We start from the raw sequence: 24150 nt of genomic DNA on the forward strand, positions 1-24150 counted from the left end.
CCGACGACCAACGCCGACACGCCTACGACGGGTTCATGCACTTCTACAATCACCACCGATCCCACGGATCACTCGGCTGGAGGTCACCAATCGACACCCTCACCCGATGCTCCGAGGACAACCTCCCCGCGGAGCACAGCTAGCTGTCTTCTGCGAGCCACAACCCGCCGATGAGGCCGGGGACGTTGTGGAGACCGGCGACAGACACCGGCTGTGGAGCAACACCGTCCTGCATGACGGTCTTCCCGTACCAGCTCCTGAAGCGGCCCTTGGCGTAGTCAACCGAGCCCTCGGACTCGAACTCACCGGTCGTGGTGTCCCAGACGCCCATGTCCGTTCCAGCGGCGAGGAGGCGTCCCGGGTCGCACTGCGCCAACTCACCGTCCTGCACGCTGAACTTCTTGGTGAAGATTCGCCACCCCTCCTCGTAGTGGTAGAGGCCGTCGGCCTCGACGCCACCCGCGATCGAGTACAGCGCCATGCCGCGTGTCTTGCCGTACAGCTCGATCGTTCCGAACCAGGAGATCTCGTCGCATCCGTACAGGTTGGCGCCGGTTGCGAGATCGACGTTGAGGGCCATCACCTGGTCCCCACCGAACGAACTGCGATCCGACGCGGCGTACGCGATCTCTCCGTGGAAGTTGAACCGCGCGAGGCCGTCGGGAAGGTCGTCGAAGTAGGGCACGCCGTTCGGGACGTCACCCTTGCCGTCCAACGTGCCGGAACCCGTCGCACTGTCGAAGCGCCCGGTTCCGCCGGCGGCCTCCCAGGTCCCCTCGACCGTGAAGCCGTCGGGGAACGGGAACTCTCCGATGATCTCGCTTTGCATGGTCTGCGCGACGACCAGCGTGTCGTCGTTGGCGGCGGTGAAGGTGATCGTGCCGCTGCTGAGCGGACCGGCAGGGGGAACCACGTACGTGCACTGGGTGAGGAAGTAGTCGACACGGCCGAGGTGGGACATCTGCCCCGACCCGGTGCTCGAGAACCGCCACCAGTCCACGGCGTCGTCGGGGACGTCACAGTCCCCGGCCTGTGGGACGATCCAGTGCTCCCCGGTCACGGTTCCGCTGATCGGCACCGTGTGGTCGGGTTGGCCACGGGCCGCCATCGCCGGGCCGGCAGTCGCCATCAGCGCCAGCGTTGCGACGCCGATGACCCGAGAGAGTCGCTTCATGGGACTCTCCTTTCTGTGTTCCGCATCCGAAGGTGCGGTCGAGGGCGCAGACCTGCGCCCTTCACCTCGATTGAACACCTGGCCGGCCACCGGCTCAAGCGACGTCGCCGTGCGCCGATCGTTCATGGATGCACAAGCACCGCACTGCGCGCGGATCTCGTCGGCAACGACGAGCCGCAGTTGGCTGCGCTCAGAAGCCGTCGCGACGCATCCACACGCGATCCGGTGACCGTCGTTCTCCCGCGCCGTGGCCGCCGGTGTCTCGGGCCTCCGGCCTCGGCAGGCCGCTCGCGTACCATCTTGCGAACCCGTGTCCCAGGATGCGGGCGACGCCGGCGCGGTCAGGTGGCGCGGATCGGGCCCGGCCGGTTGGACGAGCCCGGTCTACTCGCCTGGATCGAGCTCGAGGGCGTCGCCGCTGCCGAGCGTGCCGACCGACCGGTACACGTCGAGCTTGGCCCGACTGTCGTCGATGTCGAGGTTGCGCATCGTGAGCTGGCCGATGCGGTCGAGCGGCCCGAAGGCGGCGTCGTCGACGCGCTCCATCGAGAGGCGGTCCGGCTCGTAGGTGAGGTTCGGGCCGGTGGTGTCGAGGATCGAGTAGTCGTCGCCACGCCGGAGCCGGAGCGTGACCTCGCCGGTGACCGCCGCACCGACCCATCGCATGAGCGGCTCGCGCAGCATCAGGCTCTGGGGGTCGAACCAGCGGCCCTCGTAGAGCATCCGCCCGAGCCGGCGGCCCATCGTCATGTAGTTCTCGATCGTGTTCTCGTTGTGGATCGCCGTCACCAAGCGCTCGTAGGCGATGTGCAGCAGCGCCAGCGCCGGTCCCTCGTAGATCCCGCGCGACTTGGCTTCGATGATCCGGTTCTCGATCTGGTCGCTCATGCCGAGCCCGTGCCGGCCACCGATCGCGTTGGCCTCCATCACCAGATCGACGGGGGACTCGAACTCGCGGCCGTCGATCGCGACGGGCCAGCCCTCCTCGAAGCGGATCGACACGTCTTCAGGCGCGATCGCGACCGACGGGTCCCAATGGGCGACGCCCATGATCGGCGAGACGATCTCCATCCCGGTCGACAGCTCCTCGAGCGCCTTCGCCTCGTGCGTGGCACCCCAGATGTTGGCGTCGGTCGAGTACGCCTTCTCGACCGAGTCGCGATACGGCAGGTCGCGGGCCTGCAGGAACTCGCTCATGCCGGTCCGCCCGCCGAGCTCGTCGACGAACTCGGGGTCGAGCCACGGCTTGTAGACGCGCAGCGCGGGGTTGACCATCAGGCCGTAGCGGTAGAAGCGCTCGATGTCGTTGCCCTTGTACGTCGAACCGTCGCCCCAGACGTCGACGCCGTCCTCCTTCATCGCCCGCACGAGCAGCGTGCCGGTCACCGCTCGCCCCAGCGGCGTCGTGTTGAAGTAGGTCCGCCCGGCGGTGCGGATGTGGAACGCCCCGCACTGAAGCGCCATGAGTCCCTCACGCACGAGCTCGTCGCGGCAGTCGACGAGGCGGGCCTCCTCCGCGCCGTAGAGCTTCGCCCGGCCGGGTACGCCGGAGAGATCGGGCTCGTCGTACTGGCCGAGGTCTGCCGTGTAGCTGTACGGGATCGCGCCTCGCTCGCGCATCCAGGCCACGGCGGCGGACGTATCGAGCCCGCCCGAGAACGCGATCCCGACCCGCTCACCGACGGGCAGCGACATGAGCACCTTCGACATGGCGCTCGAACCTATCCGGCAGAAGCCGAGCGGCGACGCGTGACGGGCCGAACCCGGCCGCTCGACCGGGGTTCAGCGGGGCGCCGGTGCGCGGCGGTAGGCGCCCGTGAGCGAGGCGACCGACAACACGGCAGCCGCTCCGGCGATCAGCAGCTCGACGACCGCGATCGACGTCACCCGGCCCAGGTCGCCGATGCCGTAGATCGAGATCACGCCCGCCGCGCCGAGACCCCACCACGGCAGCCAGCGCGCCTGGTTGATCGTTGCGAGCAGCATCGCGACCGGTGCCGCGAACGGGCTCAGCTGTACGAGTCGCGGTTCGGGTTGCGCGCGCGGGCCGAGCCACCACGTCGAGAGCCCGAGCTGCACGCTGACGTTCCAGATCGCGGCGAAGCTGACGACGACGCCGATCCAGGCGACGGCGGTGGCGATTCGCCACGCCGGCGCGAGCTCTCCGGGACGCGGGGTCCGCCGCTCGTAGACCGTGACCTGCGGCGGCGCGGACGCCGGTGGCGGGGGTGGCACGGCCTCGGACACGGCGACACTCTACGGCCCCCGGGAGCGGGCTACCCTCCGCCCCGATGCCGGACGCGACGTTCGAGAAGCTCTCGGTCTTCTACCCGATGTGGAACGAGGAGGACTACATCGAGCGCGCGCTGGCCTTCGGGCGTCGAGCGTGCGAGGACCTCGTGACGTCCGGCGACATCGCCGACTACGAGCTGATCGTCATCGACGACGAGTCGACCGACCGCACCGGCGAGATCGCCGACCGCCTCGCGAACGACGATCCGCACATCCGGGTCATCCACCACGAGCACAACCGCAAGCTCGGCGGCTCGATGAAGACTGGGTTCGCGGCAGCGACCGGCGACCTCGTGCTGTACACCGACGCCGACCTGCCGTTCGACATGGCCGAGCTGCCGCGGGCGGTCCGCCTGCTGCGCGAGTACGACGTCGACATCATCAGCGCCTACCGGTTCGATCGCACGGGCGAGGGCTCCCTGCGAGCGATCTACACGTGGGTCTACAACGGTCTCATCAAGGCCTTGTTCGGGGTCAAGGTCCGAGACATCAACTTCGCCTTCAAGCTGTGTCGGCGACGGATCTTCGAACACGTCGAGTTGAAGAGCGAGGGTTCGTTCATCGACGCCGAGCTGATCATCCGAGCGACCCGACTCGGGTACGAGATCATGCAGATGGGCGTCGACTACTTCCCCCGCACGCGCGGTGAGTCGACCTTGTCGTCACCCGGCGTGATCTTCACGATCCTCAAGGAGATGTGGTCGCTCCGCTCCGATCTCGAGGAGATCCGCCCCGTCCGCTGAGGCGGGCCGGATCCGGCCGACAATCGGTCCGGATCGGGAACACCGACGGCCGTGGGCGAGTTCCCGTTGGTAGCCTGACGCGGCGCGTCGTCGCCACTGCGCCGCCCCCCGATCCACACCGTGAACAACCGCCAACACCTCCACAGCAGCGTGTCTCGCTGGCTGCCCGCCGGAGCGGCCGGCGGTCTGCTCGCGGCCGTCGTCGCTGCCGGTGTGATCAGTGGGAACGGCGGTGACGAGACGTCGGCGTCGAGCACCACGGTCACCGCCTCGGTCGCCACGCCGGTGTCGACCGAGCCGGTCGAGACGATCAGTCCCGAGGACCAGATCGTGACCGAGTCGACCGACGTCGCGATCCAGAAGACGGCACTCGACCGCTCCCTCACCGAAGGGGTCGTCGGCGACGACGTTCGAGCGGTGCAGGAACGCCTCACCGAGCTCGGATTCGACGCCGGTCCGATCGACGGCATCTTCGGCAGCTTGACCGAGCAAGCGGTCTGGGCGTTCGAGAAGCTGGTCATGGGGGTACCGCGCTCGGACGCCACCGGCCGGGTCACCGCCGAGATGTGGGATCGCATGCAGGACCCGATCGCCATCCAGCCCCGGCGGCCGACCGGCGGGCTCGCCGATCACACCGAGATCTACCTGCCCGAACAGGTGATGATCGTGTTCCACGGCGACCGGCCTGCCCTCGTCGCGCACATCTCGACGGGCGAGCTCGCCGTGGGCGCCGACGGGTTCACCCCCTGGTACGACAACGCCGCCGAGTACTGCGAGACGGTGACCATCGATACCGACGACAACGGCAACATCCTCGAAGAGGCGATCGAGAAGGCCATCTGCGGTCGCTCCTACACCCCGCCAGGCGTGTTCGAGGCGTACAAGACGATCCAGGGCCGGCGCGAGAGCCGACTGGGCGGCATGTACGACCCGATCTACATCAACCAGGGCATCGCCATCCACGGCGCCCTGAACGTGCCGCTCGAACCGGCGTCGCACGGTTGCATCCGGGTGTCGCAGTACCTCGGCGCCAACCTGCAGTCGATGCTCGACATCGGCGACCGGGTCCTGATCTGGGACGGCGTCACCGAACCCGAGCAGCAGTCCGAAGAGGCGATGAAGATGCGCTGGGACTACCCCGATCCGAACGCGACGACGACCACGTCCACCTCGACGACGACGTCCACGACGACGACCACGACGACGGTCGTCCCGCAAGCGACGGTGGCGCCGACCACCACTCCGACGGCCACCACGTCGACCACGACGGTGCCATCGACGACCACCACCTCGACCGTCCCAGCGACGACGACCACGACCTCCGACGATCCGTCCGACGACGACTGACCTGGCCCGTCCTCGGCCGCATCGGTGTTCGCGTGAGGATACTGCGCACTATGTCCGCAAGAACCTCACGCGCTGCAGGAGACGTGGGGGCTACAGGAGTGCGTCGCAGGCGGCGAGACCGCCGAGGACACCGTCGCGGAAGCTGTCGATCTTCTCGAAGGGGCTGCCGACCACGTCGACGTTGGCGCCCTCGTCGCCGATCAGGATCGCCATCCGGATCGCCTCGTCGAGATCACCCGGCGACGTCCCGACGAGGCTCTCCCGCTGCGGGCTTCGATTGGCGCCGAGTGTGATGTCCTCGACCCACGCTCCGACGAGGCAGTCGTTCGCGAGCACACGGGCTTCTCCGGTGAGTCGGGAGCCGATGGCCTGCTGCGCGGCCTCGGCCCATGCGATCCCGTAGACGTACCCGAGAACGAAATCGCCGAACTCGTTGTACAGCTCGAGCACCTGTGGCTCGTCGTAGTACACGAATCCATCGGGGACGCACAGCAGCGCGAGCCCGGCGACCGGGACGCCGTCGGCACAGGTGACCGCGCTGAGGTCGGCGACCGGCTGCGGCGCGAGCGGCGTGAAGCCCGGAGCCGCCAGCGTGAGGAACTCGTTGATGTCGTCGGCCAGGAACAGCGGCGCAGGGGTGCAGTTCGGGTCGGGGTCGTCGGAGCAGTCGTACGAAGCGTTGCCCTGCCGCTCGAGGTCGGCCAGCTGCTGGAACTCGTTCGGCATCAGGGGCAGTGGGTTGTCGAGGAGCTCGGCGCAACGCGCCGGTCCTTCGTTGAAGCCGACCTGGAACGCGCCGACCCGGTCGAACGCCGAGCCGTGGCCGCCCTGCACGAACTGGTTGGTGCCGACCGGGTCACGCACGCTGAGCACCGCGATCAAGCTCGTCCGCAGGTCGCGATCTCCGAGTCGCAAGAGCTCGGAGTCACCGCCGTAGGCATGCCCGGTCCACGCCCCGGCGAAGCAGTCGGCCTGCTGCTCGGTGGTGATCGTCGGGAGGAAGCGGTCGAGCGCGCCGATCCGCTCCTGGATGGCATGGGCGTACTCGTGGGCGAGGACGACACCCATGACGGCGTCGCCGAACTCCTGGGCGAGCGGCGTGAGGATGCTCGGCTCCTGATCGTCGTCGTCGTAGGCCATGAAGTCGCCGATCTGGCAGTAGAACGCCGCGAACTGCGCGAGATCTTCGTACTGGGTGACGGGCTGGCCGCAGCCGGGGATCTCGGTCGAACGCTCGGGGTAGCCGGCGTAGACCCCACCCTCGAGCGGGACGAACGGTTCGCCGTACACCTCGGGGTAGACCTCGGCCCACCACTGCTCGATGTCGGTGAAGGCGACCGCCACGAACTCGTCGTGGTCGCGGCTCGGCTTGTTCTCGTCGACGTCGACGACGTCCTCGAACGGGACGCTGACGAAGAGCTCTGGCTCGATGATGGCGGGCAGCGTCGGTTCGGTCGGTGATGGGCTGGTGGGCGGCGCCGTGGCATCGGTCGTCGCGCCGTCGCCGTCCGGTCCGCCCTGCGGCGTCGTGGGTGTCGGCGGCGTCGTCTTGTCGGTGACGACCTCGTCGATCGCTGCGGCCGGCTCGCGTTCGAGCGTGCGATCGGCAGCGGTGCTCACGACGCCCTGGTCGACACCGCAGGCAGCGAGCGAGATCGCGCCGGCGACCGCCAGGGCGAGGTTCCGGTGAACCGGGCGCAGGGGGTGACGGCTCGGCATCGGTTCCGAGTGTATGACCCGTCCGCCGCACCGTCCCGTCGGCCGGCCCGATGTTCGATCACCAGCGATCCTCGCGGGTTCACTCGAGCTGGTTGGCCATCTCGACGAGCTCGCCACGTTGGGCCTCGGCCATCGAGGCGGCCATCAGCCGCACCTCGTCGGTCTTGGCCTCCTGGGCCGCGAACTCGGCCATCTCGATGCCGCCGACGTGATGGTCGCTCATGAGCCGGACGAAGAGCTCGTCGGCCTCGCGGCCCTGTAGCCGGCCGAGCTGTTCGAGCTCGTCCTCGGTCGCCATGCCCGGCATGCTCGCCTGGCCGCCGACCATGCCCATCCACTGCATCGACGTGTCGCTCTCGTTGACCTCGGACTCGCCGTAGTCGCGCAGGAGCTGGATCATGCGGCCGACCTCGATGCTCTGGCCGACGACGATGCTCCGGGCGATCGTGCGGAGCCCCGGGTCGGTGTCGGGCAGCGTCCGGTAGATCAGGCTCATCAAGACGGCCTGCTCGTGGTGCACCCGCATGTCCTGGAGGAAGCCGGTGTCGACGTCGCTGTGATTGGTCCGGCTGTTGTTGTCACCGGCCATCCAGCCGATCATCGCGGCGAGGATCGCGGCGGTCACCACCATCGTCACGATGTTCATCGGATGCTGCCACCACGGCAGCACGATCTCGTCGTCGTCACCACCACCGCCGAACTCGGCGGGGGCGTCGCCGTCGTCGCCGCCGTCCGCATCGCGTTGCTCGGCGCGCCGCTCGAGCTCGACGATCTGATCGAGGGACAGATCGCTCATGTCGCTGGCCGGTGGCGTCATGCGCCACAGTCTGCCAGCTGGCGTGCCCGCTCAGTCGTAGGTGCCGCGGATCTCGGCGTTACCGTCGGCCCATGGGGACCACGCGGGGTCGGCCACCCTCGGCCGACTCGGCAGAGACGGAGCAACGCATCCTCCGCGCCGCTCGGGCGCGATTCGCACGCCACGGTTTCCGAGCCACGACCAACCGGCTGATCGCCGATGACGTCGGGATCACGCCGGGTGCGATCTACCACTACGTCGACTCCAAGGCCGCCCTCTACGCAGCCGTGTACTGCGAGACGATCGACCAGGTGTACACCGAGTTCGAGCGGGCGGCCGCCGACCATGCGGCGCTCCTCGAGCGGTTCACGGCGGTGATGCGGCGGGCGTGCGAGCTACAGGCGCTCGACCCCTCGATCCCCGGCTTCATCGTCGCGGTCGCACAGGAGACCCAACGGCATCCCGACCTGCTCGCGCTCATGGCGCCGCAGAGGGGGCGGCACGCCAGCTTCTTCAGCGGCCTGGTCGGCGATGCCGTGGCCAACGGCGAGCTTGCTCCCGACACCGATCAGCGCGCGGTCGCCGACCTGCTCGGCGCGATCATGACCGGGGTCGCCCGCATCGCGCACGCAGCGGGTGACTCGGAGCGGTACGTCGCGGCCGTCGACGTGCTCGACCAGCTGTTCACTGGATCGCTGGTCGTCGGCGGGTCGCCCGCCTGAGTGACGAGTTGCGCCGCGGAGCCCAGCCGACAGGCGGGGCGACCCGTCGCGGTGCACGGCGTCGGCTGCGAAGCAAGGCGACGAGAAGACCGTTCGCCGCGCAAGGCGTACCTGTCTGCGCGGCACCAGCCACAACTCGTAACTCTCAGCCGGCTGCACGGGTCGGGATCGTGGTGGGCTGCGCAGCAGCGTCGCTGTCGCGTCGCGCCCGGAGCATGTCGGTCGTCACGAGCATCAAGGCGATCCAGACCAGTACGAACCCTGCGACCCGGCTCGGCGAGAGCGGTTCGTCGAACGCGAGCCAGCCCAGCAGGAAGTTGATGATCGGCACCAGGTAGTTCGTCGGGCCGAGCAGTGTGAACGGCACGCGCTTGGCGGCGAACGCGAAGAGCAGCAGCGGGATCGCGGTGATGGCGCCGGTACCGATCAGGAACGCCCAGTCGGCGCCGGCCGCCTGGTCGGGGATCCCGTCGGCTCGAAGCCAACCGCCGGCCACCAGCGCCACGGCCGGCAGGACGAGCACGATCAGCTCGCTCGTCAGGCTCTCGACCGGGTCGAGCGGCACTCGTCGCTTCGTCAGGCCGTACCACGACCACGTGGCGGCGAGCGCGAGAGCGACCCACGGCACCCGGTCGTTGGCGACGGTGAGCACGACGACGGCGACGAGTGCGAACGCCACCGACACCCTCTTGAGCGGCGTCATGCGCTCGCCGAGGACGACCACGCCGAGCGCCATCGTGCCGAGCGGCGCCAGGAAGTAGCCGAGCGCCGTCTCGATCACCCGGTCGTTCACGACCGCCCAGACGTACGTCGTCCAGTTGAGCGTCAGCAGCACCGATGCCAGCACGATCCGGAGTACGGTCGAGCGTTCGGTGAACGCCGCACGCACCGCCTGCCAGCGACCGGTCACCGACAGGATCGCCACCATGAAGACGGTTGCCGTCGACAACCGCCATCCGATCAGCTCGACGGCGTCGAGACCGGTCAGCTGCTTCCAGTAGATCGTCAGCAGCCCCCAGATGGTGTAGGCGAGCACCGCAGCCTGGAGACCCCGGAGCTGGTCGTTGCCCATCGCGGTGCAGGCTACGACCCGTGCGAGACTTCGCCCGATGGAGATCGTCGTCGCCCCGGACCCCAGCGCGGTCGCTGCCGATCTGTTGGCGCGCCGGCTGCGAGACGCCGTGCGGCGGCGCGGATCGGCGTCGCTCGCCCTGAGCGGCGGGAGCACTGCGCCGCCCATGCTCGCCACCCTGGTCGACGCCGACCTGCCGTGGCGCGTCGTCACGGCCTGGCAGGTCGACGAGCGCATCGCACCCGACGGCGACGAGGCCCGCAACGCCGGCCAGCTCGAGGTGCTCCCGTGCCGGGTCGTGCCGATGCCGGTCACGGCGCGCGACCTTCCCGCCGCCGGTCGGCGATACGCGGCCTCGCTGCCCGAGCGCTTCGACGTCGTGCACCTCGGCCTGGGCGCAGACGGCCACACGGCTTCATGGCCGCCGGGCGACGCCCGCCCGATCCGATCCGAGTCCGACGTCGAGCTCGTCGACGAGTTCAACGGTTGGCCGCGGATGACGCTCACGCGGCAGGTCGTCAACGGTGCCCGTGGTCGCGTGGTCTTGACGACCGGGGCCGCGAAGCGGCCGATGGTCGAGCGGTGGCTGCTCGCCGACCCCGACCTGCCGATCGCGGTCGTCCGGCGCAGCGGCACGGTGCTCGTCGTGGATGAGGCGGCGGCGCCCGATGTGCCGATCCACGACCGCGATTAGGTTCGCGGGCGTGGCCGACACCCCCTCACAACCGACATCGTCCCTCATCCCTCACGTGCTCGGGCAGACGCTCGGCGAGCTGTTCGCCGCCGACCCAGGGCGCGCCGAACGGTACGTCGTCGTCGCCGGCGACCTCCGCATCGACTACTCCAAGCAACCGATCGACGACCGGCTCGTCGCCGCACTGGTCGACGTGGCCGACGCCGCCGGCGTGCCGGCCAGGCGCGATGCGATGTTCGACGGTGAGCGGATCAACGTCACGGAGGATCGCTCGGTGCTGCACACCGCCCTCCGAACGCCTCGCGACGCCGTGCTCGTCCAGGACGGCCACGACATCGTGCCCGACGTCCACGAGGTGCTCGACGCAATGGGTGCGTTCGCGGACCGGATCCGCGCCGACGAGCGGATCACCGACGTCGTCAACATCGGGATCGGAGGTTCCGACCTCGGCCCGGCGATGGCCGCGCAGGCGCTCGCATCGTTCGGGCATCCCCGGCTGCGGGCGCACTTCGTCTCGAACATCGACGGCGCCGACATCCACGAGACCCTGACGCGGCTCGACCCGGCGTCGACCCTGTTCATCGTGGCCTCGAAGACGTTCGGCACGATCGAGACGCTCACCAATGCACGCACCGCTCGCGACTGGCTGGTCGACGCCCTGGGCGAGGACGCGGTCGCCGCACACTTCGTGGCGGTCTCGACCAATGCCGAGCGGGTCAGCGAGTTCGGCATCGACACCGCCAACATGTTCGGGTTCTGGGACTGGGTCGGCGGCCGGTACTCGGTGGACTCGGCGATCGGACTCTCGCTGATGATCCTCATCGGTCCCGAGCGCTTCTCGGAGTTCCTCGCGGGGTTCCGCATCATGGACGAGCACTTCCGCTCCGCACCGCTCGACCGCAACGCCCCGGTCCTGATGGCGATGATCGGGATCTTGCACGCCAACGTCCTCGGACGCGCGACGAAGGCCGTGCTGCCCTACGCGCAGGAGCTGTCGCGGTTCGCGGCATACCTGCAGCAGCTCGACATGGAGTCGAACGGCAAGCGGGTGAGGCTCGACGGCACACCGGTGCCGGGCGACACCGGGCCGATCGTGTGGGGCGAGCCCGGCACCAACGGGCAGCACGCGTTCTACCAGCTGCTGCACCAGGGAACTCGGGTCGTGCCGGTCGACTTCATCGGGTTCGCGACCCCGAACCACCCCTACCGGAACCACCACGACCTGCTCGTCGCCAACCTGTTCGCGCAGGCCGAAGCACTGGCGTTCGGCCGGTCCAACGAGGACGAACCGCACCGGCACTTCCCGGGCGACCGGCCGAGCACGATGATCCTCGCCGAGCGGCTCACGCCGTCGGTGCTCGGTCAGCTGATCGCGCTGTACGAACACATCGTGTTCGTGCAGGGCACGGTGTGGGGCATCAACAGCTTCGACCAGTGGGGCGTCGAGCTCGGCAAGGAGCTCGCCAACCGCATCACGCCCGAGCTGATCGGCGAACCCGACCCGTCCGCCCACGACACGTCGACGAACGCGGCGATCGCCTGGTATCGACGTCTGCGGCCATGACGGTCGCTCCCGTCGCGACGTATCGATTCCAGCTCACCCCCGAGTTCGGGTTCGACGACGTCGCCGCGAAGCTCGACCACGTGCAGCGGCTGGGCGCCAGCCACGTCTACCTGCCGCCCGTCGCGCAATCGGTCCCCGAGTCGAGCCATGGCTACGACGTCGTCGACCACACCTCGGTGCGCGCCGAGTTCGGTGGTGCCGAGGCGTTCGAGCGGCTCCTCGACACGATCGCGGGGCGGGGCATGGCGGCGGTCGTCGACCACGTGCCGAACCACATGGCGTCCACCCGCCCGGACCTGAACCCGCACTGGTGGGCGCTCCTGCGAGACGGTCCCGGATCGGCGGCCGACGACTGGTTCGACGTCGACTGGGAGCTGACCGGGGGAACGGTCATCCTGCCGGTGCTCGGCGGCGACCTCGACGCCGTCGTGGCCGGCGGTGATCTCGTTCGTGACCGCGAGGACCTGCTGCTCTACGGCGAACGTCGCCTCCCGGTCGCGGCCGGGACGGGCGACCTCCCGCTCCCCGAGTTGCTCGAGGCACAGCACTACCGGCTGCACAGTTGGCGTCATCCGCAGCGCAACGTGCGGCGGTTCTTCATGGTCGACGATCTGGTCGCCGTGCGTGTCGAGCACCCGCACGTGGCCGAGGTGGTCGACACGCTGCCCACCCGGTATGCGGGTCACCCCGGGTTCGGCGGGGTCCGCGTCGACCACGTCGACGGGCTCGCGGACCCCCAGGGGTACCTGCAGGATCTGCGGAGCCGGATCGGCCACGACGTGCTCCTCTACGTCGAGAAGATCGTCGCCCCCGACGAGCGGTTGCCGCCCACCTGGCCGGTCGACGGCACGACGGGATACGAGTTCATGCGGTCGGTCGACCACGTGCTGCTCGACGCCGGCGCCGAACCGGTCGTCACCGAACGGTGGATCGCCGATGCCGGGGATGACCGCCCCTTCCACGACTACGAGGCCGAGGCGAGGCGCGAGGTCGTGGCGGGCGGACTCGCGCCGGACTTCGAGCGTCTGGCCAGAGTGGCCGCGCGCGCCCTCGACGGCGGTGATCACCGCCGCGAACTGCTGGCGCTGACGACCGACCTGCCCCGCTACCGGACCTACCTGCCCGGCGACCCCGACGCCGAGCGGCTGATCGGCGACATCTCGGACGGCCCGGTGGCGACTGCGATCCTCGACCCGGCCACGCCGGAGCAACACGAGCTCAGGTCGCGCTGGCAGCAACTGACCGGTCCCGTGATGGCGAAGGGCGCCGAGGACTGCGCGTTCTACCGGTACCTGCGGCTCGCGTCCGTCTGCGAGGTGGGCGGCGATCCCGGCCGCTTCGGTCGGACGGTTGCCGAGTTCCACGAGGAGAACCTCGAGCGGTCGGCCGGGCAGCCGCTCGCGATGCTCGCCGGCTCGACCCACGACACGAAGCGCTCCGAGGACGTTCGCGCCCGCTCCGCCGCGCTGACGTGGCGCGTGCGTGAGCGCCGGCTGCCGCTCGCCGACGGTGGTGTCGGCACGGCGGCCGACTGGGCGGAGGCGTCGCAGCGCTGGGTCAACGACCTGGTCGGCCTGACCGGACTCGATGCCGTCACGGTGTCGCTCGGCATCCAGACCGCACTGTGCGCCCCCGGAGTCGGCGTGGATCGGATGGCGGCGTACCTGCTCAAGGCCACACGGGAGGCAGGCGTCCGCACGAACTGGGACGACCCGGACGCCGACTTCGAGGCCCGTCTGCGACCGCTCGCCGAGGCACTTCGTGACGACGAGCTCGACCGCGCCCTCGCGCTCGACCGCATCGCTCCGGGCATCACGCTCGCGGCGACGACACTGCGGCTCACCTCACCGGGTGTGCCCGACATCTATCAGGGCGCCGAGTCGTTCACGTATCGGCTCGTCGACCCCGACAACCGCCCGCCGCCCGACTGGGGCACCGTGACGGCCGAGGCGCTGGACGAACGCACTGTCGCGGCGCTGTGGTCGGCCGACGACCCGGCGGTCAAGGCCTCGCTCGTCCGGACCTTGCTCGACCTGCGGCGCCGTCATCCCGGCGCGTTCGGCAGGAAGGGCTCGTACCGGCCGATCGACGCCGGAGAGGGCGTGATCGCCTACGAGCGCGGCGACGAGGTCGTCGTGGCGGTCCGCCGCGGGCTGGCCGCCGTCGATCGACCGTTCCCGTTCCCAGCCGGCGCCTGGTACGACGTGCTCGACCCGGAGGCGCCGATGTTGAGCGGCACCACCGACGCCGCGTCGATCGTGGGTTCCGGCATCGACCTCACCCTCCCGATCGCCGTCTTCGAACGCGAGTAGTACGGAGCGGCGGCCCGCCGGTCCGAGACGCTCCGGTGGGGTCCAGTCGGCGGGTCGACCATTCAGGTTGCCTGCGCAACGGGGTGAGCGACCTGTGAGGGCAACCCAGGTGGAGGCGCCGGCGACGCTGCCGACGAACCCGAGCTTCTCCGATGAGGCCGAGATGCTGTGCAGAACGATGCCGGTACGGCGCCTGATCAGGCGACGACCAGAGCCACTGACCATGGCGCGAGCGACAGCGAGCCGTCGGTGAGCGCCGTCGCGGCGTCCCCGCCCCAGGCTTCGGCGTCGGATGCGAACACCAGTGATCCGTCGACGTCGAGCGCGGCAGGGGTGTCCGACTCGTTGATAGCGAGCGCCGTGGTCACGTCAGCCAGGGTGCGACGCACGATGACCGAACCCTCCACCAACTCGACCTGCTGGACGGCCCCTGGGTCGGCGATCGGGGCGACCTCGCGGCGCAGGCGCAGCAGCTCGGTGTACATCGCCAGCAGCTGAGCGTGTGCCGTGCCGGGCGCGGCGACCGACGGGTCGAGCTTGGCCGACTCGAACGTCGCGGGGTCGCCCGGCACCGGGTATCCCTCCGACCAGTCGGCGTCGGGGAACTCGGCCTTGCGGCCCTCGTTGGTGGCGCGCAGCAGTTCGGCGTCGGTGTGGTCGACGAAGAACGGGAACGGCCCCAGCTCGCCGTACTCCTCGCCCTGGAACAGCATCGGCGTGTACGGCGACAGCAGCACCGCCGACGGGGCGAAGCGGCGCTGCGCGGCGGTGACGTGATGGTCGGGTCGCTCGCCGTGCGGGCGGTTGCCGACCTGGTCGTGGTTCTGCGTGTGCGCGACGAAGCGGTTCGGCGCAGCCTCGTCGACCGGCCGGCCGTGCCGTCGGCCGCGAGCGACCGAGAACTGGCCGCGGAACTTCCAGCGGTGCCTGATCGTGTCGGCCAGCTCGGCCGGTGTGCCGTCGTAGTCGGCGTAGTAGCCCTCGCGATCGCCGGTCATCGCCACCCGCAGGTTGTGGTGCACGTCGTCGCACCACACGGCGTCGAAGCCGTAGCCGTGGCGGTCGGGCCCAGCCAGCTGGCGCGGATCGTTGTCGGAGGTCTCGCCGATCAGCACGATCCGGCGCCGCGACGCGGCCGCGGCCTCACGTGCCGCACGACAGATCTGCTCCCAGAACGGGTTCGCCGTCGTGTCGAACACCGCGTGCACGGCGTCGAGCCGGAACCCGTCGACGTGGAAGTCGCGCACCCAGCGGGCTGCGTTGCCGACGTAGAAGTCGCGCACGCCGTCGCTGTCGGGCTCGGAGACGTTCATCGCCGGCGCCCACGTCGTGGTGTACGCCGTGCTGAAGTAGGGCCCGAACTCGCCCATGTGGTTGCCCTCGGGGCCGACGTGGTTGTAGACGACGTCGAGGATCACGGCCAGCCCGTGAGCGTGCGCGGCGTCTACGAAGTGGGCGAGCGCCTCGGGGCCGCCGTACGACGCCTGCACGGCGTACGGGTAGACGCCGTCGTAGCCCCAGTTGCGGTCGCCGGGGAACGCGTTGACCGGCATCAGCTCGATCGTGGTGACGCCGAGAGCGGCCAGCCGGGGCAGCTCGGCGATTGCGGAATCGAGCGTGCCCTCGGGCGTGAACGTGCCGACGTGCAGCTCGTAGAGCACGATGCCGTCGAGACCGCGACCGCGCCACTCGGCGTCGGTCCAGTCGAACCGGCGCGGGTCGACGACGGCGGATGCGCCGTGGACGCCGTCGGGCTGCCACCCGGAAGCCGGGTCGGGGAGCGGCGGACCACCGTCGATCGAGTACGTGTACCGGTCGCCGTGACCGACCGCTGCGACGTCGGCTTGCCAGTAGCCGCCGTCGACGCGGTCGAGCGCGACGGTGATCGCCGCCCGGCCGGCAGGCTCGACGGCGAGCGTCGCGCTCGACGCAGCCGGCGCCCAGACGTTGAACCGCGTGCCGTCCGCCATGACGGCGGCGCCGTGGCCGGTCACGCCGTCGAACCGCCGGTGCGGCCGGCCGCCGGGTGGGTCGGTACCGGTACGTCGTCGGTCTGCCGGAGCAGCACCAGCGAGCGACTCGTGACGTCGATCGCACTGCCGGCGGCGCAGTAGTGCGAGGGCCGCTCGGGTGTGCCGGCGTCGGGGTCGGCGCTGTCGACTTCGACGATCCAGTGCTCGGCCCACCGTGCATCGGGCAGCTGCCACTCGAGATCGATCTCACTGGCGTTGAACAGGACGAGGAACGTGTCGTCGACGATCCGTCCGCCGAACGGGTCGCGCGCCCGGATCGCCTGTCCGTTGATGAACACGCCAACCGACTTGGCGTGGCCCGACTCCCAGTCGTCGTCGTTCATCTCCTCGCCGTCGGGGCGGAGCCAGGCCATGTCGTCGATGCCCCGGATCTGGTGGCCCTGGAACCAGCGGCGCCGCCGGAACACCGGATGGTCGCGCTGGATGCCGACCAGCCGCTTGACCCACTCGTGGAGCTCGTCGTCGACGTTGTCCCAGTCGTGCCACGAGAGCTCGCTGTCCTGGCAGTACGCGTTGTTGTTGCCATCCTGCGTGCGGCCGATCTCGTCGCCGCCCGACAGCATCGGCACACCCTGCGACAGCAGCAGCGTCGCGATGAAGTTGCGCCGTTGCCGGGCGCGCAGCTCGAGGATCTCGGGGTCGTCGGTCGGGCCCTCGACGCCGTGGTTCCACGACCGGTTGTGGGACTCGCCGTCCTGGTTGGCCTCGCCGTTCGCCTCGTTGTGCTTCTCGTTGTACGACACGAGGTCGTTCAGCGTGAAGCCGTCGTGGCAGGTGACGAAGTTGACCGACGCCATCGGCTTGCGGGTGTCGGCCTCGTACAGGTCGGAGCTCCCCGTGAAGCGGTAGCCGAACTCCGCCAGCGTCGCCGGCTCGCCACGCCAGAAGTCGCGGATCGTGTCGCGGTACTTGCCGTTCCACTCCGACCAGTGCGGCGGGAACTTGCCGACCTGGTAGCCGCCCTCGCCGACGTCCCAGGGTTCGGCGATCAGCTTGACCTGCGAGATCAGCGGGTCCTGCTGGACGATGTCGAAGAACGCCGACAGCCGGTCGACCTCGTACAGCTCGCGGGCGAGCGCCGAGGCGAGGTCGAACCGGAAGCCGTCGACGTGCATCTCGAGGTGCCAGTAGCGGAGGCTGTCCATGATCAGCTGCAGCACGTGCGGGTGGCGCATGTTCATGCTGTTGCCGGTGCCGGTGAAGTCGAGGTAGTGCCGTGCGTCGCCGTCGACGAGCCGGTAGTACGCCTGGTTGTCGATGCCGCGCATCGACAGCGTCGGGCCGAGGTGGTTGCCCTCGGCCGTGTGGTTGTAGACGACGTCGAGGATCACCTCGATGCCCGAGCTGTGCAGGGCCTTCACCATCGCCTTGAACTCCTGCACCTGCCCGAGCACGTCGCGCGACGCGTAGTCGTTGTGCGGGCTGAGGTAGGCGATGGAGTTGTAGCCCCAGTAGTTGCGCAGACCGAGCTCGACGAGTCGGTGGTCGTGCACGAACTGGTGGACCGGCATCAGCTCGATCGCCGTGACGCCGAGGTCGACGAGGTGCTCGATCACGGCCGGGTGGGCGATGCCCGAGTACGTGCCACGCAGCTCGTCGGGCACGCCGGGATGCCGCATCGTCATCCCCTTGACATGTGCCTCGTAGATGACCGTCTCGTGCATCGGCGTGTTCGGTGGCCGGTCGTTGCCCCACTCGAAGTAGGGGTCGCTGACGACGGCCAACGGCACATGAGGCGCCGAGTCGTCGACGTTCGGCTTGTCGTGGTCGGCGAACTCGTAGCCGAAGCACGCCGGCGACCAGTCGACCTCACCCTCGATCGTCTTGGCGTACGGGTCGAGCAGCAGCTTGCTGGCGTTGCACCACAGGCCGAGCGCAGGGTCCCAGGGGCCGTGCACGCGCCAGCCGTAGTGCTGTCCGGGCCGGACGTCGGGCAGGTAGACGTGCCAGATGTGACCGTCGACCTCGTTGACCTCGACGCGGACCTCGTCACGGCGACCGTCGGGGGTGGTGTCGCCGAGCAGGCACAGCTCGACCCCTTCGGCGACGCTGGAGAAGATCGAGAAGTTCGTCCCCGTCCCGTCGTAGGACGCGCCGAGGGGGTAGGGCGCGCCGACCCACTGCCGGTGCGATGTCTGCTGAGCGTCACTGGACACCGCGCCATTCTGCCGCAAACGCTTACATCCGCCCACCGGAGTAGCCGGAAGCGATCGACTGTGCAGCGGGGGCCTGACCGTGAGCGATAGCCGGGTTGACGGTGCTCAGCGGCTCAGGACCTTTCCGCCGAGGACCGCGATCCCGTTGCGATCCTCGAGCACCAGCGAGATCGGTCCGAAGAGTTCCATCGAGTAGATCCCGGATCGCGCGATCAGCTTCAGTCGGCCGTCGCCTTGCCACCAGACGAGGACGTCTCCCTCGTCGTCGAACACCGCATCGACCGCAGCGCCGTCGAGCGTCGTGATCACAGCCCAACCGGGTCGCTGCATGAAGCGCTGGTCGGTCGAGAACGCCAGGTACCTCCCCGTGGCCGAGATCGACACGTCGATGATGTCAGTTGAGACCTCGAAGCCTGATAGCAGAGAGCGAGTCGGCCAGTCCCAGGTCGTCACGAGCAACGGATCGCGTCGAGGGTGATCCTGGGGACTCATCACGAGAAGCGTCGAACCGTCTCGCGACAGAATCACTTCGATGGGCTCGAAGCCGGTGATGAACCTGATCCATTGCGCGTCGGTGGTTACACCCGTCCGGATGTTCGTGACGAAGTTCCCGTCGTAGCCGAGCACGGTTCCGTCGTCCAGTGCCCAGAGCCCGAGATGTGCGGGGTGAAACGATTCGGTCGTACCGACGATGGACCACGAGCCATCCCACAGCGCTTCGACGAACACGGCGTCGTGGGTCGCCGGATCGTTCCTGGCCTGGTAGATCACTCCGGTGCAATCGGCGCTCATGGTGATCCGTGGATCGCTCACCGGGCGCAGCGGAAGTCCGAACGGCTCGGCGGTCCCCGCCTCGAAGTCGTGCAGTGTGTAGTTGCCACCGCCGAGTGAGATGAGCGCAAGGTCGCAGTTCGGTTGCCAGCCTTCGCGGGTGTCCCAGATGCGTTGGGGGTTGATGGCGACGTAGTGGGTGGTGTCGGTGGTGTAGCCGATGAGGTCGACGATGAGGTGGGTGGGGGTGAGGTGGTAGATGCAGAGCTCGCCGTCGGGTGAGAGGGCGGTGATGGTGCCGTTGGCCACGGGTTGGCCGGGGAGGTAGTTGAGGTTGGAGACCAGCGGCGGTTGGGGTTGGCACGGGTGGCTGGTGGCGAAGCCGGGTCCGGTCGCAGCGTCGGAGGTGAGGTTGTAGACAGCGGCGGTGGCGGTGTCGGGCACGTCGGGGAGGCCGGCGATGTCCAAGGTGACGGTGTTGCCGGCGGGCAGGATCGGGCCGAGGTCGCGGCTGTCGTAGATGCGTCGCGGGGTGGGGAGGGTGGTGACGCCGTCGGTGGCGTAGGCGGAGATGTCGACGACGATGTTGGCGGGGGCGAGGGTGAAGATGCACACGGTGCCGGTGGTGCCGACGCTGGTGATGACCAGGTTGGGGACGATCGCGCCGGGCAGGTAGTTGACCGAGCTGGTCTCGCCCGGCGTGGTGCCACAGGGTGCGACGCGCAAGAAGCCGGGTTGGTCACTCGCGATGGCGGTGACGTTGAGCATCGCCAGGTCGGCGGTGTCGGGGACCTCGTCGGGGGTGGTGATGTCGACTTCGATCGTGGTGCCCGCCGCGATCGGCGCGGGGTTCGGGATGCGGGTGTCGGTGAGGCGGGCGGCGTTGGTCAGCGGTGTGATCGCGGAGCCGGCAGGGACGTAGCCGACGACGTCGACGATCACGTCGCTGATGGCGGTGGTGTACACGCAGATCGTGCCCGCTGCGGAGATGCGTGACAGCACGAGGTTGGGGACGATGTCGTCGGTGAAGTAGTTGACGTTGGAGGTGTCGGGGACGTCTTCATCGCAGGGGAACACGGTGATGAAACCGTTCTCGGCCGGCGTCACCGCGGTTACGTTGGCGGCCACCATCTCGGCATCGGCGGGGATGCCGTACTCACCCGCGACCTGCAACACCTCGATCAACACCGGCGGCAACGCACCACCCGACGGCCCGGCACCCACCGGCGACGCCGCCACGACCATCGCCGACGACACGGCAACCACCAACGAGACCACACCACGAATCCGCCCGCTCACGACGAGTGACCGTAGCGGCCGCGCCGCCGACGCCGCGAGAACCGCGTGCCCGTGCGTGTCGAGGCGCACCCGATCGGGCAGAATCACCGGCTATGAGCACGATCGAACGAGTCGGTGTGGTGGGCTGCGGCCTGATGGGGTCGGGAATCGCCGAGGTGTGCGCCCGCGCCGGGCTCGACGTCGTCGTGCGCGAGGTCGACGAGCAGGCCGCCGAAGCCGGCCGTGCCCGGGTCGTGAAGTCGCTCGACCGCGGCCTGAACGCCGGCAAGCTCACCGAGGCCGATCGTGACGCAGCGGTCGCACGGCTCGCGTTCACCACCGACCTCGCCGACCTCGCCGACCGCCAGCTCGTCGTCGAGGCCGTCGTCGAGAACGAGGACATGAAGGTCGACATCTTCCAGCAGCTCGACCGAGCGGTCACCGCCGACGATGCGATCCTGGCCAGCAACACGAGCTCGATCCCGATCATGAAGCTCGGCACCGCGACCGAGCGCCCCGAGCAGGTGATCGGCATCCACTTCTTCAACCCGGTCCCCGTGCTGCGCCTCGTCGAGCTCGTGACGAGCCTGATGACCAGTGACGAGACCACCGAGCGGTCGAACGGCTTCGCGACCGACCTGCTCGACAAGCGGGTGATCCTGAGCCAGGACCGCGCCGGGTTCGTCGTCAACGCGCTGCTGATCCCGTACCTGCTGTCGGCGATCCGGATGATGGAGTCGGGCTTCGCGTCGGCCGACGACATCGACACCGGGATGATCGAGGGCTGCAGCCACCCCATGGGTCCACTCCAGCTGACCGACCTGATCGGCCTCGACACCACGCTCGCCGTCGCCGAGAGCCTCTACGAGGAGTTCAAGGAGCCGCTCTACGCACCGCCGCCGCTACTGTCGCGCATGGTCGACGCCGGCCTGCTTGGCCGCAAGGCCGGCCGCGGGTTCTACGACTACCACCGCTGAGATGGCCGACCGCGTCGAACGCCTGACGAACCTGCTGGCGTTGCTGCTCGAGACCGCCGAGCCGTTGAGCCTCGTCGAGATCGCCGGCGAGCTCGACCCGCAGTACCCGGACGCCCACGCCGCTCGCCGGGCTGCGTTCGAGCGGGACAAGGCCGCCCTGCGTGAGATCGGCGTCCCGATCGAGCAGGAGATCGTCACCGGCGGCGAGTACGCCGGTCAGACCCGCTACTGGATCGACCGTGGCCGCTACGAGCTCGACGATCTCGAGCTCGACGCCGACGAGATGCGTGCGCTCCAGGTCGCGATGGCGGCGACCCGACCCGGTTCGGCGACGGGCCAGGAGGCGCTCTGGAAGCTCGGCGCCGGCCTCCTCGACCAGAGCGCAGCGGTCGCAGCGATCGTCCCCGACCTTGCCGCGCTGCCGATCCTGCGGAGCGCGGTCGCCGCTCGGACACCGGTGGCGTTCGAGTACCGGGCGCTGCGACGGACCGTCGATCCGTGGGGGTTGCTGCTGCGCGACGGCTTCTGGTACCTGATCGGCCACGATCACGAGCGGGAAGCGCGGCGTACCTATCGCATCGACCGCATCGAGGGCGACGTCGAGACCGTCGACGGACCGCCGTTCGATCGACCCGCCGACTTCGACCCCCGCGACGCCTTCCCGGACGACCCGAAGCTGATCGGCGCTGACGTCGCACACGTCGACGCTCGGGTGCTGATTGGCGTGCGGCGGGCGGCGCTCGCCGAGCGCGAGCTCGGTTCGCAGCGGATCGTGGAGCGCCACGCCGACGGGTCGATCGAGTTCGACGTGCCCTGTTCGAACCGGCCGGCGTTCCGTTCGTGGGTGCTGGGCTACCTCGAGCACGCCGAGGTGCTCGCCCCCGACGACGTGCGCGCCGACATCGTCGCCTGGCTGGAGTCGGCCGTCTCGTGAGCCGGCGAGGCCCGCGTCCGGCCGAGGAGCGATTGCGGCGGCTCCTCGTGATGCTGCCGTGGCTGATGGAACGCGGCGAGGTGCCCGTTGCCGAGGCGGCCGAGCGGTTCGCGCTCACCGAGGCCGAGGTGGCGAAGGACCTCGAGTTGGTCGCGATGTGTGGCCTGCCGCCGTTCGTCGACGAGCTGATCGACGTGTTCATCGACGACGGCGTCATCTGGGTCGGGGTGCCCCGCCTGTTCACCCGTCCGCTGCGCCTCAACTCCGTCGAGGCGTGGGAGCTGCTGGCGGCCGGGCGCGCGGCGATGGAGCTCCCCGGGGCGGACCGCGACGGACCGCTCGGCCGTGGCCTCGCCAAGCTGGCGGCTGCGTTGGGCGAGGACGACACGGCCGGTGTCCGCATCGATCTCGATCGACCGGACCACGTCGAGTCGATCGTTGCGGCTGCGGACGCCGGGACGCGCGTGCGGATCGAGTACTGGAGCCCAGCGCGCGACGAGGTCGCCGAGCGGTCGATCGTCCCCCGCCAGGTGTTCGCCGATCGAGGGCACTGGTACGTGAGCGCCGACGACGACCGATCGGGCGAGGTGCGGACCTTCCGGATCGACCGCATCGCGGCGTTCGAGGACACGGGCGAGGTCGTCGAGCCGACCGACGACCCGTTGCCGACGCCCGGCGCATGGTTCGCCGACGGCTCGGTGCCACGGGCTCGGCTCAGGCTGGCGCCCGACGCCCGTTGGGCGATCGAGCGCTATCCGGTCGACGAGGTCAGCGACCCCGACGAGGCGGGTTGGGTGACCGCCACGCTGCCGATGGCGAGCGAGCAGTGGCTGGCGCGGATGCTGGTACGGCTCGGTGCGGATGCCGAGGTGCTCGACCCGCCCGAGCTGGCCGAGCGGGCGCGAGCGACCGCCACCGCGGTGCTGGCTCGCTACCGGCGCTCGTAGAGCGGTTCGAGGTCGGCGGCGGACTCGACGCCGTGGGCGGCGAGCAGGTGGGGGAGGATCTCGGCAGTCGCACGTGCGTCGTGGAGTGCGTCGTGGGGGCGGTCGTTGCTGACGCCGTATCGGTCGCACACGTCGGCGAGCCGGTGGGACAGCTCACGATCGGGGTCGAGGCCCCGTGACAGGCGGAGCGTGCACAGCCGGCGCGTGCCGCCGAGGTCGACGTGGGACCGGCGGGCCGCTTTGCTCAGGAAGGGCCAGTCGAACCGCACGTTGTGGGCGGTGAAGACCGCGCCCTCGAGGCGCCTGGCGAGCTCGGTGAGCACCTCTCGCTGGGACGGCGCGTGCCGCAGGGTGGTTCGCGTGATGCCGTGGACGCGGCTCGGGCCGACCCGTTGCAGTGGCCAGCGGAGCTTGACGAGCGACGTCCACTCGTCGACCACGGTGCCGCCCTCGACGGTGACGACGGCGATCTGGAGCACCTTGTGCCAGCGCGTCGACAGGCCCGATGTTTCGATGTCGACCACGGCGAACCGGGGGACCCCGCCGGTGCCCGCCGCTGTGTCGAGCGAGGCGTCTGAGGTCTGCACGCCCCGAACGTTAGACCGTGGGTGTGTCAGTG

At 69.5% G+C, this 24150-nt stretch carries 19 protein-coding genes; 9 read left to right on the plus strand and 10 right to left on the minus strand.

Annotated features, from left to right (window positions below):
• Positions 1 to 139: 139 nt before the first annotated feature.
• The 3 genes from QNJ12_RS14460 to QNJ12_RS14470 all read right to left on the minus strand — a co-directional run bounded on the left by QNJ12_RS14460 (position 140) and on the right by QNJ12_RS14470 (position 3421).
• Complete coding sequence (locus QNJ12_RS14460) at positions 140 to 1174, minus strand: hypothetical protein (RefSeq protein ID WP_300623529.1); 1035 nt, start codon at positions 1172 to 1174, stop codon at positions 140 to 142.
• Positions 1175 to 1558: 384 nt separating this feature from the next.
• Positions 1559 to 2884, minus strand: coding sequence for an argininosuccinate synthase (argG, locus tag QNJ12_RS14465; RefSeq protein ID WP_300623530.1), 1326 nt, complete (start codon positions 2882 to 2884; stop codon positions 1559 to 1561).
• 72 nt (positions 2885 to 2956) lie between these two features.
• On the minus strand, positions 2957 to 3421 hold the full coding sequence (locus tag QNJ12_RS14470; protein WP_300623532.1) for a hypothetical protein: 465 nt from the start codon (positions 3419 to 3421) through the stop codon (positions 2957 to 2959).
• 44 nt (positions 3422 to 3465) lie between these two features.
• Between QNJ12_RS14470 and QNJ12_RS14475 the strand changes: the two genes are divergently transcribed.
• Both QNJ12_RS14475 and QNJ12_RS14480 read left to right on the plus strand, forming a co-directional pair.
• Positions 3466 to 4209: a glycosyltransferase family 2 protein gene (locus QNJ12_RS14475; protein WP_300623534.1), complete on the plus strand. Its 744-nt coding sequence runs from the start codon at positions 3466 to 3468 to the stop codon at positions 4207 to 4209.
• A 120-nt stretch (positions 4210 to 4329) separates the two neighbouring features.
• Positions 4330 to 5556: a L,D-transpeptidase family protein gene (locus QNJ12_RS14480; RefSeq protein ID WP_300623536.1), complete on the plus strand. Its 1227-nt coding sequence runs from the start codon at positions 4330 to 4332 to the stop codon at positions 5554 to 5556.
• A 90-nt stretch (positions 5557 to 5646) separates the two neighbouring features.
• On the opposite strand, the gene QNJ12_RS14485 is transcribed toward QNJ12_RS14480, so the two are convergent.
• Entirely contained in the window at positions 5647 to 7275 is a 1629-nt protein-coding gene (locus QNJ12_RS14485) for a hypothetical protein (RefSeq protein ID WP_300623538.1), read from the minus strand.
• 79 nt (positions 7276 to 7354) lie between these two features.
• A complete protein-coding gene (locus tag QNJ12_RS14490) occupies positions 7355 to 8092 on the minus strand; it encodes a DUF305 domain-containing protein (protein WP_300623539.1) in 738 nt (245 codons plus the stop codon).
• Between the two features lie 71 nt (positions 8093 to 8163).
• Here QNJ12_RS14490 and QNJ12_RS14495 point away from each other — a divergent pair, with 71 nt between their 5' ends.
• Positions 8164 to 8793 carry a TetR/AcrR family transcriptional regulator gene (locus tag QNJ12_RS14495; protein WP_300623541.1) on the plus strand — a complete coding sequence of 210 codons (630 nt, stop codon included), beginning with the start codon at positions 8164 to 8166 and terminating at the stop codon, positions 8791 to 8793.
• A 145-nt stretch (positions 8794 to 8938) separates the two neighbouring features.
• Here QNJ12_RS14495 and rarD read toward each other — a convergent pair whose 3' ends face one another.
• Positions 8939 to 9865 carry an EamA family transporter RarD gene (rarD, locus tag QNJ12_RS14500; RefSeq protein ID WP_300623543.1) on the minus strand — a complete coding sequence of 309 codons (927 nt, stop codon included), beginning with the start codon at positions 9863 to 9865 and terminating at the stop codon, positions 8939 to 8941.
• A gap of 37 nt (positions 9866 to 9902) precedes the next feature.
• On the opposite strand from rarD, the gene QNJ12_RS14505 reads away from it, so the two are divergent.
• From QNJ12_RS14505 to treY, 3 genes are read left to right on the plus strand one after another with little or no spacing between them, the layout of a single operon-like run.
• Complete coding sequence (locus QNJ12_RS14505; protein WP_300623545.1) at positions 9903 to 10559, plus strand: 6-phosphogluconolactonase; 657 nt, start codon at positions 9903 to 9905, stop codon at positions 10557 to 10559.
• A gap of 10 nt (positions 10560 to 10569) precedes the next feature.
• Entirely contained in the window at positions 10570 to 12123 is a 1554-nt protein-coding gene (gene pgi, locus QNJ12_RS14510) for a glucose-6-phosphate isomerase (RefSeq protein WP_300623547.1), read from the plus strand.
• Positions 12120 to 14435: a malto-oligosyltrehalose synthase gene (gene treY, locus QNJ12_RS14515; protein ID WP_300623549.1), complete on the plus strand. Its 2316-nt coding sequence runs from the start codon at positions 12120 to 12122 to the stop codon at positions 14433 to 14435. Before pgi ends, treY begins: the two co-directional genes overlap by 4 nt.
• 197 nt (positions 14436 to 14632) lie before the next feature.
• On the opposite strand, the gene treZ is transcribed toward treY, so the two are convergent.
• From treZ to QNJ12_RS14530, 3 genes are all read right to left on the minus strand, one after another.
• Positions 14633 to 16429: a malto-oligosyltrehalose trehalohydrolase gene (treZ, locus tag QNJ12_RS14520; RefSeq protein ID WP_300623551.1), complete on the minus strand. Its 1797-nt coding sequence runs from the start codon at positions 16427 to 16429 to the stop codon at positions 14633 to 14635.
• Positions 16426 to 18624 carry a glycogen debranching protein GlgX gene (gene glgX, locus QNJ12_RS14525; RefSeq protein ID WP_300623553.1) on the minus strand — a complete coding sequence of 733 codons (2199 nt, stop codon included), beginning with the start codon at positions 18622 to 18624 and terminating at the stop codon, positions 16426 to 16428. Before glgX ends, treZ begins: the two co-directional genes overlap by 4 nt.
• A 105-nt stretch (positions 18625 to 18729) precedes the next feature.
• Entirely contained in the window at positions 18730 to 20694 is a 1965-nt protein-coding gene (locus QNJ12_RS14530; protein ID WP_300623555.1) for a hypothetical protein, read from the minus strand.
• A gap of 92 nt (positions 20695 to 20786) precedes the next feature.
• Between QNJ12_RS14530 and QNJ12_RS14535 the strand changes: the two genes are divergently transcribed.
• Genes QNJ12_RS14535 through QNJ12_RS14545 form a run of 3 tightly spaced genes read left to right on the plus strand, consistent with a single transcriptional unit; the run spans position 20787 to position 23531 of the window.
• On the plus strand, positions 20787 to 21650 hold the full coding sequence (locus QNJ12_RS14535) for a 3-hydroxybutyryl-CoA dehydrogenase (RefSeq protein WP_300623557.1): 864 nt from the start codon (positions 20787 to 20789) through the stop codon (positions 21648 to 21650).
• 1 nt (position 21651) lies between these two features.
• Positions 21652 to 22584 carry a WYL domain-containing protein gene (locus QNJ12_RS14540; protein WP_300623559.1) on the plus strand — a complete coding sequence of 311 codons (933 nt, stop codon included), beginning with the start codon at positions 21652 to 21654 and terminating at the stop codon, positions 22582 to 22584.
• On the plus strand, positions 22581 to 23531 hold the full coding sequence (locus QNJ12_RS14545) for a YafY family protein (protein ID WP_300623562.1): 951 nt from the start codon (positions 22581 to 22583) through the stop codon (positions 23529 to 23531). Before QNJ12_RS14540 ends, QNJ12_RS14545 begins: the two co-directional genes overlap by 4 nt.
• Here the strand turns inward: QNJ12_RS14545 and QNJ12_RS14550 are convergent.
• Positions 23516 to 24118, minus strand: a complete 603-nt coding sequence (locus QNJ12_RS14550; protein ID WP_300623564.1) for a 3'-5' exonuclease — start codon at positions 24116 to 24118, stop codon at positions 23516 to 23518. The two genes, QNJ12_RS14545 and QNJ12_RS14550, sit on opposite strands and share 16 nt — an antisense overlap.
• Positions 24119 to 24150 lie beyond the last annotated feature (32 nt).

Source organism: Ilumatobacter sp., from assembly GCF_030065885.1.
In the GTDB taxonomy this organism is placed as follows: domain Bacteria; phylum Actinomycetota; class Acidimicrobiia; order Acidimicrobiales; family Ilumatobacteraceae; genus Ilumatobacter.